Origin of the sequence: Kitasatospora sp. NPDC049258 (genome assembly GCF_040678895.1) — a bacterium.
Classification (GTDB): domain Bacteria; phylum Actinomycetota; class Actinomycetes; order Streptomycetales; family Streptomycetaceae; genus Kitasatospora.
On record NZ_JBFAQT010000031.1, the window covers coordinates 62,262 to 77,612 of the forward strand.

General features: G+C 74.4%; 12 protein-coding genes. 9 read left to right on the forward strand and 3 right to left on the reverse strand.

All coding sequences use genetic code 11. The features are described 5' to 3' along the window. Nucleotides 1-70: 70 nt before the first annotated feature. Nucleotides 71-1,579: an alkaline phosphatase family protein gene (locus AB0K43_RS23705; protein WP_363642893.1), complete on the forward strand. Its 1,509-nt coding sequence runs from the start codon at nt 71-73 to the stop codon at nt 1,577-1,579. A 45-nt stretch (nt 1,580-1,624) separates the two neighbouring features. Here AB0K43_RS23705 and AB0K43_RS23710 read toward each other — a convergent pair whose 3' ends face one another. After that, nucleotides 1,625-2,653: a protein kinase family protein gene (locus tag AB0K43_RS23710; RefSeq protein WP_363642895.1), complete on the reverse strand. Its 1,029-nt coding sequence runs from the start codon at nt 2,651-2,653 to the stop codon at nt 1,625-1,627. 50 nt (nt 2,654-2,703) lie between these two features. Further along, a complete protein-coding gene (locus tag AB0K43_RS23715) occupies nt 2,704-3,249 on the reverse strand; it encodes a GNAT family N-acetyltransferase (RefSeq protein ID WP_363642897.1) in 546 nt (181 codons plus the stop codon). Nucleotides 3,250-3,563: 314 nt separating this feature from the next. Between AB0K43_RS23715 and AB0K43_RS23720 the strand changes: the two genes are divergently transcribed. The 5 genes from AB0K43_RS23720 to AB0K43_RS23740 all read left to right on the forward strand — a co-directional run bounded on the left by AB0K43_RS23720 (nt 3,564) and on the right by AB0K43_RS23740 (nt 8,105). After that, nucleotides 3,564-4,304: an alpha/beta fold hydrolase gene (locus AB0K43_RS23720; RefSeq protein ID WP_363642899.1), complete on the forward strand. Its 741-nt coding sequence runs from the start codon at nt 3,564-3,566 to the stop codon at nt 4,302-4,304. Continuing rightward, on the forward strand, nt 4,301-5,137 hold the full coding sequence (locus AB0K43_RS23725) for a metallophosphoesterase (protein ID WP_363642901.1): 837 nt from the start codon (nt 4,301-4,303) through the stop codon (nt 5,135-5,137). The genes AB0K43_RS23720 and AB0K43_RS23725 overlap by 4 nt, the downstream gene beginning before the upstream one ends. Continuing rightward, complete coding sequence (locus tag AB0K43_RS23730; RefSeq protein ID WP_363642903.1) at nt 5,134-5,778, forward strand: 4'-phosphopantetheinyl transferase superfamily protein; 645 nt, start codon at nt 5,134-5,136, stop codon at nt 5,776-5,778. The genes AB0K43_RS23725 and AB0K43_RS23730 overlap by 4 nt, the downstream gene beginning before the upstream one ends. 111 nt (nt 5,779-5,889) lie before the next feature. Beyond that, nucleotides 5,890-6,456 carry a 3'-5' exonuclease gene (locus AB0K43_RS23735; RefSeq protein ID WP_363642905.1) on the forward strand — a complete coding sequence of 189 codons (567 nt, stop codon included), beginning with the start codon at nt 5,890-5,892 and terminating at the stop codon, nt 6,454-6,456. A gap of 317 nt (nt 6,457-6,773) precedes the next feature. Continuing rightward, on the forward strand, nt 6,774-8,105 hold the full coding sequence (locus AB0K43_RS23740; RefSeq protein ID WP_363642907.1) for a helix-turn-helix domain-containing protein: 1,332 nt from the start codon (nt 6,774-6,776) through the stop codon (nt 8,103-8,105). 157 nt (nt 8,106-8,262) lie between these two features. Here AB0K43_RS23740 and AB0K43_RS23745 read toward each other — a convergent pair whose 3' ends face one another. Beyond that, nucleotides 8,263-9,147, reverse strand: a complete 885-nt coding sequence (locus AB0K43_RS23745; RefSeq protein ID WP_363642921.1) for a TauD/TfdA family dioxygenase — start codon at nt 9,145-9,147, stop codon at nt 8,263-8,265. A gap of 699 nt (nt 9,148-9,846) precedes the next feature. On the opposite strand from AB0K43_RS23745, the gene AB0K43_RS23750 reads away from it, so the two are divergent. The 3 genes from AB0K43_RS23750 to AB0K43_RS23760 all read left to right on the forward strand — a co-directional run. Further along, nucleotides 9,847-10,065 (forward strand): MbtH family NRPS accessory protein, encoded by a 219-nt coding sequence (locus AB0K43_RS23750; protein ID WP_363642909.1) that lies wholly within the window; start codon nt 9,847-9,849, stop codon nt 10,063-10,065. A 42-nt stretch (nt 10,066-10,107) separates the two neighbouring features. After that, nucleotides 10,108-13,677 carry an amino acid adenylation domain-containing protein gene (locus tag AB0K43_RS23755; RefSeq protein ID WP_363642911.1) on the forward strand — a complete coding sequence of 1,190 codons (3,570 nt, stop codon included), beginning with the start codon at nt 10,108-10,110 and terminating at the stop codon, nt 13,675-13,677. Continuing rightward, the coding region (locus tag AB0K43_RS23760; protein ID WP_363642913.1) for a condensation domain-containing protein at nt 13,674-15,351 on the forward strand (1,678 nt) is incomplete at its 3' end. The genes AB0K43_RS23755 and AB0K43_RS23760, both read left to right, overlap by 4 nt.

Consider the following 15,351-nt stretch of genomic DNA (forward strand, 5'->3'; position numbering starts at 1 on the left):
CCCACACGCTCGTACCGGCGCCAGACGCGCCGCGCCTCGTCCCCCCTCCTCCAGGGAGCTTCCCGTGCGCATGTCCCGAACCCTCCGGATCGCCGCCGCGGTCACCGCCACCGCCGCGGCGGCGCTCTCGCTGACGGCCGTTCAGGCGATCGCCGCCACCGGGCCGTACAAGGGCCTGCCGGCCGGCACCAAGCAGGCCAAGACGCTGGTCATCGGTATCGACGGCACCCGGTACGACAAGCTGCTGGCGGCCGACGCCCCGAACCTCAAGGCGCTGATGGCCGGCGGCATGACCGCCACCAGCAACCTGTACGCCAACCCGCTGGCGCCGACCCTCTCCGGCCCGGGCTGGTCGAGCATCGCCACCGGCGTGTGGCCGGACAAGCACGGCGTGAAGGACAACACCTTCGCGGGCTCGCACTACGACCTCTACCCGGACCTCGCCACCCGGCTGGAGACCGCGGCGCCGGCCGCCTCCACCCTGGTGGTCGCCTCCTGGAGCCCGGTCGCCGACACCGTCTTCAACGGCCGCGCCGACCTGCGCATCCCGGAGGCCGACAACGACACCAAGACCGCCGCCGACGCGGCCGACTACCTGCTCAACGGCAACCCCGACACCGCCTTCCTGCACTTCGACCAGGTGGACGAGGCCGGCCACAGCTACGGCGGCGCCAGCAGCCAGTACGCGGCCGCGATCCACTCGGTGGACGGCCTGGTCGGCCAGGTCGTCGCCGCCGTCAAGGGCCGGCCGACCTACTCCTCGGAGGACTGGCTGATCGTGGTCACCACCGACCACGGCCACACCGACGCGGGCGGCCACGGCGGCAACAGCGCCAACGAGCGGCAGACCTTCGTGATCGCCGACGGCGCGGGCCACACCCCCGGCTCGACCCGCCAGGACGTCAAGCTCGTCGACATCGCGCCGACCGTGCTCAAGCACGAGGGCGTGGCCATCGACCCGGCCTGGCAGCTGGACGGCCGGCCGATCGACGAGATCACCCCCGACGCCTTCGACGGCCTGCGGCCGGCGCTGCAGACCCGCACCGACGAGACCGGCATCCCGGCGGCGGTGAAGGGCTGGACCCACACCCCGCCGAGCGGCTGGAGCATCGACAACTCCCGGATGCCCAGCGGCGGCGTCACCGAGTGGCGCGGCTGGGCCTTCGCCACCGACGAGTTCTGGACCGCGGCGCAGCTCGGCCAGTCCCGGGAGACCAACGTCCGGGCCCGTAACGTCTTCGCGGTCGCCGACTCCGACGAGTGGGACGACAAGTCGCACGGCGCCGGCCAGTTCGACTCGACCCTGCTCAGCCCGCGCTACCCGCTGAACGGCGCCACCCGGGCGACGCTGAACTTCGCCACCAACTACAAGATCGACGGTCCGCAGACCGGCGACGTCTACGTCTCCTTCGACTCCGGCACCCCGCAGCTGGTCAAGTCCTACCGCGCGGACGTCAACGCCTTCGAGAAGCTGCCGGTCACCGTCCCGGCCGGTGCCACCACGGCCCAGTTCCAGTTCCGCTACACCGGCACCAACAGTGCCTTCTGGACGGTCGACCAGGTCACCCTCACCTTCTGAGGCCGGCCGCCCGCCGCGCCCTGACGGTGCACCCAACCTCCGCCGTCAGGGCGCCGACCCGCTCCCGGGCCCGGCCAGCGCCCGGCGGAGCTCCTCGGCCGGGTACGGCGCCTGCGGCCCCTCCTGCCGGAGCCGGCGGTGGAAGTCCTCCAGCACCGCGGCAACCGCGGCGTACCGGTCGAGGACGGCGGTGGCCGCGCCCGGCCGGGCCTCGGGCGCCGTCAGCTCCGCGCAGCGCACCAGCCGGGCGGCGGCGCAGGCCCGGTCGTGGTCCAGGTGCTCGCGCAGGAAGCGGGCCTCCTGCGGGGAGAGCGCGAACCGCTCGTGCAGGGCCAGGCCGAAGCCGGTGAGGTAGAGGCGGTGGCCGTCCGTCCCGAGGTGGTCGGGGCCGGCGTCGAACCGCACCAGCCCCTGGGCCCGCAGGAAGGCCGTCGCGGCGTCCAGCCCCTGCTGCGCCGCGGCCCAGGCGGACTCGGCGGCCGCCCCGCCCTCGGCCGTCCGGTCGGCCAGCCACTGCGGCAGGGTCAGCGGGATGTGCTCCAGGAACAGCAGCACGCTGTGCGAGGCCCGCCCGAGCTGCTCGACCCTGGCCCGCACCCCGGGTGCGCCGGCCCAGCGGTCGAGCATCCGCTCCGCCTCGCCCGGGTCGAGCAGGTCCGGTGCGTCCTGGTCCGGCAGCACCCGCCAGTGGTACAGCAGCGGGAAGCCCTGGGCCTGGTCCATCAGCACCCAGTCGGTGGCGGTGGAGTGCGCCGCGAGCTCGCGCCAGGCGCCGGAGCCCGGGCTGTCGACGCCGTAGTGGCAGGCCTCGGGCAACCCGAAGAGGTCGGCGGTGGACAGGACGTTCCCGGCCAGCAGCTCCGGATCGGTCAGCGGCACCCGCCGCACCAGCACCGGCAGGCCGTCGACCTCCATCCGGGTGGCCCGCCCGTCGCCGCCCACCGGTGCCGCACCGGCCAGCAGCTTCTCCAGCCGGCGGACATCCAGCCGGGAGAGCGCGGCCGAGACCACGTCGTACGCGGCGAGCCGGGCGGTGCGGGTCGGTCCCGGCGGCGGGGAGAGGGGTGCGGCCATGGCCGCCACCCTATGCGGGGCCGAGATGACGGTCAGTCAAATGGCAATGGTCATACCGGCCCGGGCGGCCCGGGCGGGGTCGGCAGCTCGCAGCGGTAGACCCGGGAGCCCCGGGCCGGGTCGAGGTCGGCCGTCCAGGCGGGCGGGGCGAGGGCGGCCGGGATCTCCCGGAAGCCGGCCCGCAGGAAGAGCACGGCGCTGCCGGTGCTGGCGGCGTACACGGTGCGCAGCCCGCGGTCCTCGGCCCGGGCGAGCAGGGCGGTCAGCAGCTGGGCGCCGAGACCGGTGCCCTGCCGGGCGGGGTGGACGCACAGGTTGTACAGCACACCGGCGGCCGGGTGCCCCGCCTCGGGGGCCAGCGGGCGCAGCGCGACGCAGCCGGCCGGGGTGCCGGGGGCGGCGACCAGCAGGAAGTCGGTGGCCCGGGCCCGGTAGGCGGCGAGGGTACGGGTGCGCAGCTCGCCGGAGCGCATGAAGGGGGCCGACAGGACGTACAGGCCGGCGGCGTCGCGCCCGGTCGCCACCCGGACCAGCGGCGGTACCCGTCGGCGGTCCGGGGCCCGGCGCCGCCCGGGCGCCGTCTGGACGATGCTCACGTGCCCTCCGGCGGCTGCGTGGCGGCGGCCTTCGCGCCACCCTGTCGACCCGATCCTCGGCCCCGTCCCCGACCGCCAGGTGGCCGCGGGGCGTCCGGCGGGCGACGGCTGCGATGCGGTCGTCCCGCCGGCCCCGGGCGGTGGCGCGAGCGGTACCCCGGGGCCGGTCGCCGGGTCGCTCCGTCGGACAACGGGACGGGCGGGTGCCGGGCGGATCCGGTCTTCGATCCGAAGATCGGGAGAACTGAACGGCCGTCAGAGTATTGTCGGAGTGGTCCACTGTTGACCGTTCGTGATCGTGACAGGGAGTGGCGATGAGCAGCGACCGCTGGATACGGCGGTTCCACCCGGGCGCGGACGCCCCCGTGCGGCTGGTGTGCTTCCCGCACGCCGGCGGGGCGGCGAGCTACTGGCACCCGCTGTCGGCCGCGCTCTCCCCGGCCGTCGAGGTCCTGGCCGTCCAGTACCCCGGCCGCCAGGACCGCTTCTTCGAGACCCCGCTGACCAGCCTCACCGAACTGGCCGCCGAGGCGCTCGCCGCCCTCGGGGAGCAGGACGGGCGCCCGCTGGCCCTGCTCGGCCACAGCATGGGGGCGACCGTCGCGTACGAGGCCGCCCGGCACCTGGAAGCGGGCGGCCGCGGCTGCGCCCGGCTCTTCGTCTCCGGCCGGCGGGCCCCGCACCTGCGGCGCCCGGAGGCCGCGCACCTGCTGGACGACGACGGCTTGGTGGCCCACCTGACCGCGCTGGACGGCACCGACACCGGCCTGCTGGCCGACCCCGAGATCCGGGCCCTCGCGCTGCCGGCCGTGCGGGCCGACTACGCCGCGCTGTCCGGGTACCTGCCCGGTCCGGCGGAGCCGCTGCGCTGCCCGGTCACCGCCCTGGTCGGCGACGCCGACCCGGTCACGGCGGTGGCCGACGCCGGGGCCTGGGAGCGGTACACCGCGGCCGGCTTCGACCTGGAGGTCCTCCCCGGCGGCCACTTCTACCTGAACGGCCGTCAGGACGAGATCGCGGCCGTGATCTCCCGCCGGCTGGGGGCGCTGGTATGACCGGCACCCTGTTCGCGATCAGCGACCTGCACGTCGGCTACCCCGCCAACCGGAAGGTGGTCGAGGAGCTGCTCCCCGAGTCGCCGGAGGACTGGCTGATCGTCGCGGGCGACGTCAGCGAGCGCTTCGCCGACATCGAGTGGGTGCTGGCCACCCTGCGCGAGCGCTTCGCCAAGGTGATCTGGGCCCCCGGCAACCACGAGCTGTGGACGCCCAAGGACGATCCGGTGCAGCTGCGCGGCGAGGAGCGCTACCGGGGCCTGGTCGAACTCTGCCGCGGCCTGGACGTGCTCACGCCCGAGGACCCGTACGCGGTGTGGGACGGCGGCCCCGGCGGGCCGGTCACGGTCGCCCCGCTCTTCCTGCTCTACGACTACACCTTCCGCCCGGCCGGCACCGCCGACAAGACCGAGGCGCTGGCCGTCGCCTACGAGGCCGGGGTGGTGTGCGCCGACGAGGTGCTGCTGCACCACGACCCGTACCCGTCCCGCGAGGCCTGGTGCGAGGCGCGGATCGCGGAGACCGAGCGGCTGCTGGCCCGCCGGGATCCGGCGCTGCCCACCGTGCTGGTCAACCACTACCCGCTGGTGCGCGAACCCACCAGGATCCTGCGCTACCCGGAGTTCGCGCTCTGGTGCGGCACCGAGCGCACCGCCGACTGGCACCTGCGCTACAACGCCGCGGCGATGATCTACGGCCATCTGCACATCCCCCGCGTGACCTGGGCGGACGGGGTCCGCTTCGAGGAGGTGTCGCTCGGCTACCCGCGCGAGTGGACGCCGCGCGGCGGACCGCACCGGCCGCGCCGGGTGCTGCGGGCGGAGGAGCGGTGATCGAGCGGCTGCTGCCCCCGGGCGCCGCCTGGGCCGAGGCCTTCGACGACCTCGCCGACGCCCCGTTGCTGCCCGGCGAGGAGGTGATCGTCGCCAACGCCGTGCCGACCCGACGCAACGAGGTCGCCACCGTGCGGGCCTGCGCCCGGCGGGCGCTCGGCGGCCTCGGCCTGCCGCCGGTGCCGATCCTGCGCGGTGAGCGCGGCGCCCCGGTGTGGCCGGCCGGCGTGGTCGGCAGCATGACGCACTGCGCCGGGTACCGGGCCGCGGTGGTGGCCCGTTCCGCGGAGCTGCGCACGGTGGGCATCGACGCCGAGCCGCACGCGCCGCTGCCCGAGGACGTCCTGGAGGTGATCGCGCTGCCCCAGGAGCAGGCCCGCACGGCCGAGCTGTCGGCCGAGCAGCCCGGGGTGCACTGGGACCGGCTGCTGTTCAGCGCCAAGGAGAGCGTCTACAAGGCGTGGTTCCCGCTGACCAGGCGGTTCCTGGAGTTCGAGGAGGCGGACATCACGCTCGCGCCGGACGGCACCTGGACGGCCCGCCTGCTGGTGGACGGCACCACCGCGGACGGCGGTGAGCTGCGCGGCTTCAACGGCCGCTGGCTGGTCCAGGACGATCTGCTGCTCACCGTGATCGCCTGAGTCCGAGTCCGAGTCCGAGTCCGAGGCTGAGCCGGGCCTGAGGCCGGAACAGGCCGGACCGCGCAGAAATCCCGGGGCGGCCGGCCCGGCCCGCGCACTACGCTGCCCGGCGTGGAGCGCACCGGGGAACTGCTGAACGTGGTCGACGTCGAGGCGACCTGCTGGGAGGGCCAGGCGCCACCCGGCGCGGTGAGCGAGATCATCGAGATCGGCCTGACGGTGGTCGACCTGGCGGCGGGCGAGCGGGTCGGGCGCCACCGGATCCTGGTCCGGCCCGCCCGCTCGACCGTGAGCGCGTTCTGCACCGAACTGACCGGGCTGACCCAGGCCGAGGTGGACACCGGCCGGTCCTTCGCCGAGGCCTGCCGGCTGCTGGCGGCCGAGCACGGGGCCGGCCGGCGGCCGTGGGCCAGCTGGGGCGACTACGACCGGCACCAGTTCGCCCGGCAGTGCGCGGCCACCGGCGCCGCCTATCCGTTCGGCCGCCGGCACACCAACGCCAAGCTGGTCTTCACCGAGGCGCACGCGCTGCGCAAGCGCCCCGGCATGGCGCAGGCGCTCCGGCTGGCCGGGTTGCCGCTGGAGGGGCGCCACCACCGGGGCGAGGACGACGCCTGGAACATCGCCGCCCTGGTGCTGGATCTGGCGCGCCGGGGCGACTGGCACCGAGCTGTCTGAGCTGATGGATCGTCAGTTTACGATGCCTTGAGATTTCCGGTGACAGAGAGTCAATTGCCGTGTCCCAGGCCTAAGCCGGCGCGAATGTCACCACGACACGGCACCGGATCCTGATCCGTTCCCCTACCGCCGCCCGTCCGTGACCGGGATCCGGAACTCGGTGAGATGACTCTGATCGAATTCGAACATCGGACGGTGATCTCCCGTAGGATCGGCCCCGCCACCCTCGCTCGGGTGCCGTCGTCTCCGGGGGGAGAGTCACGACGACGGCAGCGCGGCCCGGAGCCCGGTGGCGCGGCGGCTCTCAGCCGCCTGTGATGGGCCCCAATCGGGGGAGACAGCAACCACACGGGCAGGAGGGGGGAGTTTTGAGCGACAGATTCGGGCACGAGTTGCGAAGACTTCGGACGCAGCAAGGTGTTTCGTTGAAGGCGCTGAGCGAAATGGCCCACTACAGCAAGGGCTATCTCAGCAGGGTGGAGACCGGTGCGCGGCCCGCCACCCCGGAGCTGGCGGGCAGGTGCGACGACGTGCTCGGCGCGGGCGGCGCGTTGCGCGGCCTGGTGGCCGAGCAGGACCCCGAGGCCCATCCGGCCGAACGGCTGCGACCGGCCCAGTTACCCATGGCGGTCCCCGACTTCTACGGCCGAGAGGCCATTGTGAACCGCCTCGACGGGCTGCTCTGTGAGCGCCGGATGGTGGTCTGCGCGATCGACGGGATGGCCGGTGTCGGCAAGTCCGCGCTGGCGGTGCACTGGGCGCACCGGGTCCGGGACAAGTTCCCGGACGGCTGCCTGTTCGCGGAGATCGACGGCCCCGGGCAGGACGGCGCCTGGGTGACGCCGGGCGAGGTGCTCGGCGGATTCCTGCGCGCGCTGCGGCCGGGAGCGCCGCTGCCCACCGCGCTGGCCGAGCGGGCGGCGCTGTTCCGCACCCTGCTCGACGGTCGCCGGATGCTGATCGTGCTGGACGGTGTGGTCAGCGCGGAGCAGGTGCAGCCGCTGCTGCCCGCGGCGCCCGGCAGCATGGTGCTGGTGACCAGCCGGGTCCGGATGGCCGGCCTGCGCTCCGCGCAGCTGCTCTCGCTGGATCCGCTGGACCCGGCGGAGGCCGTGCGGATGGTGGCCGCGATCATCGGCCGGGAGCGGGTGGAGGCCGAGCCGGTCGCGGCCCGCAGGCTGGTCGAGGCCTGCGGCCTGCTGCCGCTGGCCGTGCAACTGGTGGCGACCCGGCTGGCCGCCCGGCCGCGCTGGCAAATCGCCTCGCTGGTGGAGCGGTTGGAGGACGAGGAGGAGGGCAGCTCGGTGCTCGACCTCGGTGGCGCGGCCGTCGGTACGGCCTTCCGGCTCAGCTACGAGCGGCTCGGCTGGCAGGCGGCCCACGCGCTCCGGCTGATCGCCCAACTCGACGAGCCGGACCTCTCGTTGGCGGCCGCGGCGGCAGCGCTCGGTGCCGACCGCAACGAGGCGGAGAACCTGCTGGAGGAGCTGGTGGACGCCAGCCTGCTGGACACCCCGGCGCCCGGCCGGTACGCCTTCCACAAGCTGGTCAGGTCGTTCGCGCTCAGCCTGGTGCGGCGGGCCGAGCTGGCCACCGCCGGCCCGGCCGGAGTGGCGCTGGCGGGGCCGGGGCATGCGCTCGGGCACTGAGCCGGGCTCTCGTTGGGGCGGCCCTGCGCTGAGCCGGGCTTGCGCTGAGCCGGGCTTGCGCTGAGCCGGGCCTGCGCTGAGCCGGCCCGCTCGACAGGCCGAGGGGCGGCGGTCACCGGTTCCTACCGGTGACCGCCGCCCCTCGTCGCGCGGCGGGTCAGCTGCCGCCGTGCGGCTCCGCCATCGCCACCGCGATCTTCCGCGGGCCGGTGAACGGCTCGCGGGCGTGCGTGGACAGCATGTTGTCGAGCACCAGCACGTCGTGCCGCCGGTAGTCGAACCGGGTGGAGGTCGCGCGGTAGCAGTCCCGCAGGTGGCCCAGCACCTCGTCCGGGATCGGCTCACCGTCGCCGTAGTAGGTGTTGCTCGGCAGGTCCTCGGGCTTGCACAGGGCCTGCAGTCCCAGCCGCAACTCCTCCGGCAGAGTGGTGACGTGGAAGAAGGTGGCGTGGTTGAACCAGACCTGGTCGCCGGTCACCGGGTGCTTGTGCACGGCGTCCCGGACGGCCTTGGTGCGCAGCCGGTCGGGCCCGGTCCAGGTGGCCTCGATGCCCTGGCCGGCGCAGTGCCGCAGCACCTCCTCACGGTCGTCGGTGTTGAACACCTCGGCCCACGGCAGCCCGAGCCCGCCACCGTAGTTGCGCACCACCGACCACCTGCGGCGCTCGAACTCCGCCCGGACGGCGGGGTCGATCGCCGCGTACAGGGCACGGGTCGAGGAGAGCGGGGTGGCGCCCCGGGTGAGCGGCGGCTCGATGCAGTAGAAGTACAGCGCCATCGGCCAGACGGCCTGGTAGGAGTTCTCGTTGTGGGCGAAGATCTCCTCCTGCGGCGGGTAGTCGGTCGAGGTGTAGACGTTCCCCTTGATCGACTGGCGGGGTGAGGAGCGCTCGGCGTAGGTCAGCGGATCGCCGGACAGTTCGCGCACCACGGCGTCGAAGCCGTCCACGCCGTCCACGTCGAAGTCCCGGAACAGCAGGGCGCCGTGGACGAGGAGCTGCTCGCGGAGCTCCTCACGGTGGTGCCGGATGTGCTCGACCAGCCGCCGGTGGCCGCCGTCGACGGTGAGGGGTAACTGGGGCGCAGTCACACGGGTACTCCGTTCATGAGAAATTGCTGGATGGCACGTGCCGCCGTCACGGGAGATCCACAGGCGGCGGGGGCGCGGGCCGGCCGGCCCGGGGGAACGGCCGGTGCCGGCGGGAATTCCCTTCGGCGGTCCGGCAATTGGGTGGCCGGTGGGCGCCGCGGTATCCGGGTGGCGGGCCACCGGGTGCGAGCACAGTATCGCCGGTGGATACCACCGGCAAGGCGGGTGCGGCGGCGATCTCCTTTCGGTCGGCCGGAATTGGCGGTGTGCCACGGGTGGGGCAACCGGGGGCACGGACCTGACATATTGTCGAGTACATGACTTGATTTCCCAGGTCGCACGGGGGTTTCCAAGGGGTTGTCAGTTGCCAGGGGCTGGCAACTGACAACCCCTTGAGCGCTATTGATCAAACCGGCCATGATGGCGACGTTCGAACGAGGTGGCACTTCCCATGGCTGCCGGACGGCATCCGGAAGGTCGGCGGGTCCCTTTCCGCACCCCTCGTTTCGCTCACCGCGAGGTGGTTGAACGGCAATTCCGGCTGCGCCGCGCAGGCCGGGACCTCGCCGTCGACCCGTGCTGCGGTGAACTCCCGGAAATGCTCCGGTGAATGAATTCGACGCTGCGGAAAATTCCGGCAGAGGAGTGCAGATGAGTGACGACCAGAACGACGACCGCCAGTACCTCGTGGTGTTCAACGACGAGGAGCAGTACTCGATCTGGGCCGTCGGCCGGGAGGTGCCGGCGGGCTGGCACACCGAGGGCACCGAGGGCAGCAAGGAACACTGCCTGGCCCGGATCGCCGAGGTCTGGACGGACATGCGCCCGCTGAGCCTGCGCCGGCGGATGGACCAGGCCGCCGACGCCTGACCCACCCGGCCACCACCGCCACCCACCACCGAAGGGCTGATCGTGCACACAATCCCGTCGCCCGGCACCGGGCAGGACGACACTGCCCAGGCCGCGCCCCGGAGGCCGGCCGGCAGCACCGGCGAGCCCGCCCCCGGCGGGCTGCTGCACGAGCTGGTCGCCGCCCGGGCGGCGCTCACCCCGGACGCACCGGCGGTGGTGGCCGGCGACCTGGAGGTCAGCTACGGCGAGCTCGACCGGCGCGCCAATCGGCTCGCCCACCACCTGCGCGAGCTCGGCGCGGGCCCCGACCGGCTGGTCGGCGTCTGCTTGCACCGGGGTCCGGACCTGGCGGTGGCGCTGCTCGCGGTCTGGAAGGCGGGCGCGGCCTACGTCCCGTTCGACCCCGGCCACCCGCGCGACCGCATCGAGTGGGTGCTGCGCGACACCGGCGCCGAGGTGGTGCTCACCGAGGAGTCGCTGGCCGACCTGGTCCGCACCGAGGGGGTGCGGCTGGTGGTGCTGGACTCCCCGGCCACGGCCCTGGACGCGCGGCCCGACACCGCCCCGCACAGCGGGGTCACCGCCGACCACCTGGCCTACGTCATCCACACCTCCGGCTCCACCGGCCGCCCCAAGGGCGTCGCGGTCAGCCACGGCGGGATCGGCAACCGGGTCGGCTGGACCGTCCGCACCCACGGGCTCGGCCCCGCCGACCGGGTGCTGCAGAAGACCTCGCTCAGCTTCGACGCCGCCGGCTGGGAGTTCTTCGGACCGCTCAGCAGCGGCGGCACCGTGGTGATGGCCCCGATCGGCGCCGAGCGCGACCCGGCCGAGCTGGTGCGCACCGTCGCCCGGCAGCGGATCAGCGTGCTGCAGGTGGTGCCCTCGGTGCTCCGACTCCTGGTCGAGGAGCCGGGCTGGGCGCAGTGCGACGCCATCCGGCTGGTCTTCTCCGCCGGTGAGCCGCTGCACGCCGAACTCTGCCAGCGCCTGCTGGCCAGGGCCGAGGTGCGGATCTGGAACACCTACGGCCCCACCGAGTGCTCGATCGACGTCACCGCCAGGGAGTTCGACCCCCGGCAGCGGACCGGCCCGGTGCTGATCGGCCGGCCGATCAGCGGCATCCGGCTCCTGGTGCTGGACGAGGACGGCGAGCTCGCGCCGCTCGGCCTGCCCGGGGAGCTGCACGTCGGCGGCGCCGGCGTGGCCCGCGGCTACGTCAACCGCCCCGACCTGACCGCCGACCGCTTCGTGCCGGACCCGTACGGGCCGCCCGGCGCACGGCTCTACCGCACCGGCGACCAGGTCCGCTGGCGGGCCGACGGCGAGCTGGAGTACCTCGGCCGCCTCGACGGCCAGGTCAAGGTGAACGGGGTCCGGATCGAGCCCGGCGAGATCGAGGGGGTGCTGGCCCGCCACCCGCAGGTCAGGGCCGCCGCCGTGGTCGCGCTGAAGGGCGCCGGCGGGGTCGGCCGGATCGCCGCCTACCTCACCGTGCACGGCGATCCCACCCACGAGGAGCTGCGCGCGTACTGCCGCGAGCAGCTGCCCGAGTACCTGGTGCCCTCGGTCTTCACCGTGCTGGCCGAGTTCCCGCTCACCACCAGCGGCAAGCTCGACCGCAAGGCGCTGCCCGTGCCCGCCGCCCGCGCCGCCGCCCCGACCGGGCGCAGCGCCCCCGGCACCGCCACCGAGCGGACCGTCGCCGCGATCTGGGCCGAGCTGCTGGACACCCCCGACATCGCGGTCGAGGACGACTTCTTCCGGCTCGGCGGCTACTCCCTGCTGCTCGGCCGCCTCGCCCAGCGGCTGCGCGCCGCGACCGGGCGCGAGATCGCCCTCGCCGACCTCTTCACCGCCGCCACCGTGCGGGACCAGGCCCGGCTGATCGACCTCGCCACCGCCGACGGCGCCCCGATCGGCCGGGCCGACCGCGGCGCACCGCTCCCGCTGTCGGCCGGCCAGCAGCGGATGTGGTTCCTCGACCAGCTGACCCCGGGCAGCGCCGAGTACGTGGTGCCGCTGTTCCTGCGGCTGCCCGAGGGCATCGAGCCCGCGGTGCTCGGCCGGGCCCTGGACGCGCTCGCGGCCCGGCACGAGGCGCTGCGCACCCGCTACCCGCTGCGCGACGGGCGGCCCGTGCAGCAGGTGGACGGCCCCGGCACGGTCGAGCTGACCTGCGCCGAGGCGGACGGCCCCGAGCTGGTCCGGCTGGTCGCCGCCGAGATCGCCCGCGGCTTCGACCTCGCCGAAGGGCCGGTCTGGCGCGCCCTGCTGGCCCGCCGGGCCGACGGCACCGCGCACCTGCTGGTGACGATCCACCACATCGCCTGCGACGGCTGGTCGACCGTGCTGATCAAGCGCGAGCTGCGGGAGCTCTGCGCCGCCCTGACGGCCGGCCGCGGCAGCTCGCTGCCCGAGCTGCCGATCGGCTACCCCGACTTCGCCCTCTGGCAGCGCGACCAGTGGCTCACCGAAAGCCTGTTGGAACGCCAACTCGCGCACTGGCGCGGTGTCCTGGCCGACCTGCCGACCCTGCGGATGCCCACCGACCGCCCCCGCCCGGCGCACCGCGAGGCGCACGGCGCCGTGCACGCCTTCACCCTCCCCGCCGCGACCGCGCGGGGCCTGGTCGAGCTCGGCCGCGAGCGCGGCGCCACGCCGTTCATGACGCTGCTGACGGTCTGGCAGCTGCTGCTCGCCCAGCACAGCGGCCAGTGGGACATCCCCGTGGGCACCCCGGTGGCCGGGCGGGTCCGCCCGGAGACCCACGGCCTGGTCGGCTTCTTCCTCAACTCCCTGGTGCTGCGCACCGAGCTGGCCGGCGAGCTGAGCTTCGAGCAGGCCGTCGACCGGGTCCGGGCCGTCTGCCTGGCCGCCTTCGCCCACCAGGACCTCCCGTTCGAGCAACTGGTCGAGGACCTCCAGCCGGCCCGCGACCCCTCCAGGACCCCGCTCTACCAGGCGCTGTTCGACCTCCAGGACGACGGGCTCACCGGGCTGGCCGAGGACGGTGAAGAGCTCGCCGAGTTCGGCACCGCCTGGCGGACCACCCCCACCGACCTGGCCCTGATCATGCGCCGGCAGCCCGACGGCGACCTGGTCGGGATGCTGGAGTACGCGACCGCGCTGTTCGACCCGGAGACCGCCGAATCGCTCGCCGAGGGCCTGGTCGAGCTGGCCGGCAAGCTGCTCGCCGACCCGGGCGCCGCCCTCGGCGCCCTCGACGTCCGCACCGGACGGGACCTGCGGCGGGCCCAGCTGGCCTGGAACGCCGCTCCCACCGGGGCGCCACGGAGCGCCCCGGTGGGCCGGCCGGCCGAGCCGACCGCCCCGCGCAACCCGTTCGAGCAGCGGCTCGCCGAGATCTGGGCACAGGCCCTGGAGACCGAGGTGGGCGTCCGCGACGACTTCTTCGCGCTCGGGGGCAACTCCCTGCTCGCCGCCACCGTCACCGCCGCCGCCCGGGCCGAACTCGAACTGGACATCCCCGTGCGGGTGCTGTTCGACGGCCCGACGGTGGAGCAGTGGGCGGTGGCCCTGGAGGACCTGATCCGGGCGGAGATCGCCCAGCTCAGCGATGAGGACGTCGTGGCCGACACGACCCGTACGAAGGGGCAGCCGGCATGAGTGCTGGAGACTCGGAGCAGACCGTCAGGGACGCCGCCGCGCTGCGTGAGGAGCTGATCCGGCGCCGGCTGGCCGGCGGCCGCCCGGCCGCACCGGCCGGCATCACCCCGGTGGACCGCACCCGGCCGCTGCCGCTCTCCTTCGGCCAGCGCCAGATGTGGTTCCTGAACCGCCTCGACCCCGACGCCGTCGAGTACCTGGTGCCCCAACTGCTGCGCCTGCGCGGCGAGCTGGACACCGCCGCGCTCGCCGCCGCGGTCGACGGCCTGGTCGCCCGGCACGAGATCCTGCGCACCCGGTACGGGCTGGCGGGCGAGGAGCCGGTCCAGCTGATCGACCCGGCCGCGTCCGGCACCCTGACCACCGTCGACCTCACCGGGCTGCCCGCCGCCGAACGCGCCCGGCTCGCCGAGGAGCAGGCCCACCGGCAGGCCGTGCTGCCCTTCGACCTGGAGCACGAGTGGCCGCTGCGGGCGACCCTGTTCCGGCTCGCCGAGGACGACCACCTGTTCGCCCTCACCCTGCACCACATCGCCTGCGACGAGCGCTCGCAGGAGCTGCTCACCGCCGAACTCGCGGCCCGGTACGCCGCCTTCGGCCAGGGCCCGACCGCCCCGCTGCCGCCGCCCGCGCTGCAGTACGCCGACTACGCGGCCTGGCAGCGCGAGGCATTCCGCTCCCAGCCCGCCGCTCGCAAGCAACTCCACTACTGGAAGCAGCAGTTGAGCGGGATCGAGCCGCTCGCGCTGCCTGTCGACCGGCTCCGCCCGGCGGTCCGCTCCACCGCCGGATCGGCCGTCCGCCTCGCCGTCCCCGCCGAGGTCGCGGACCGGCTCCGCGCGCTGGCCGGTGAGCACCGCACCACCCTGTTCACCGTGCTGCTGGCCGCCTTCCAGGCCCAGCTGGCGCGCTGGACCGGCGGCACCGACATCACCGTCGGCACGGTCGTCAACGGCCGCACCCGGCCCGAGCTGCGTGACCTGGTCGGCTACGGCATCAACACGCTGGTGCTGCGCACCCGGTGGGACGGTGACCCGGCCTTCGCCGAGCTGCTCCCGCTGGTCCGCGGCACCGTGCTGGACGCCTTCGACCGCCAGGACACCCCGTTCGCCCCGCTGGTGGACGAGCTCCAGCCCGAGCGCGACCTGTCCGTCACCCCGCTCTTCCAGACCGCGTTCACCCTGCACGATGCCCGGATCGGCGAGCTCGCACTCGGCGGGATCCGCGCCGAACGGGTGGAACTGCCCTGGCAGGTGGCCAAGTTCGACCTGGCACTGCAGGTGGCCGAGCTGGCCGACGGCTCGCTGGGCGGCCAGTTCGAGTACGCCACCGCGCTCTTCGACGCAGCCACGGTGCAGCGCTTCGCCGGCCACCTGACCCGGCTGCTGGCCGCCGTCACGGACCGGCCCGAGGCCCCGCTGTCCACGGTCGAGCTGCTCGACCGGGCCGAGTCGGCGGTGGTGGACCGGCCGGTCCCGGGTGTGGTGAGCGAGTGGGACGGGCGGTGTGTGCACGAGGTGTTCGAGCGGCAGGCCGCGTCGACGCCGGGGGCGGTCGCGGTCACGCATGAGGGTGTTCCGTTGAGTTACGGGGAGCTGAACGCGCGGGCGAACCGGTTGGCGCGTCGGTTGCGCGAGCTGGGGGTGGGTGCGGAGTCGCTGGTCGGGGTCTGCC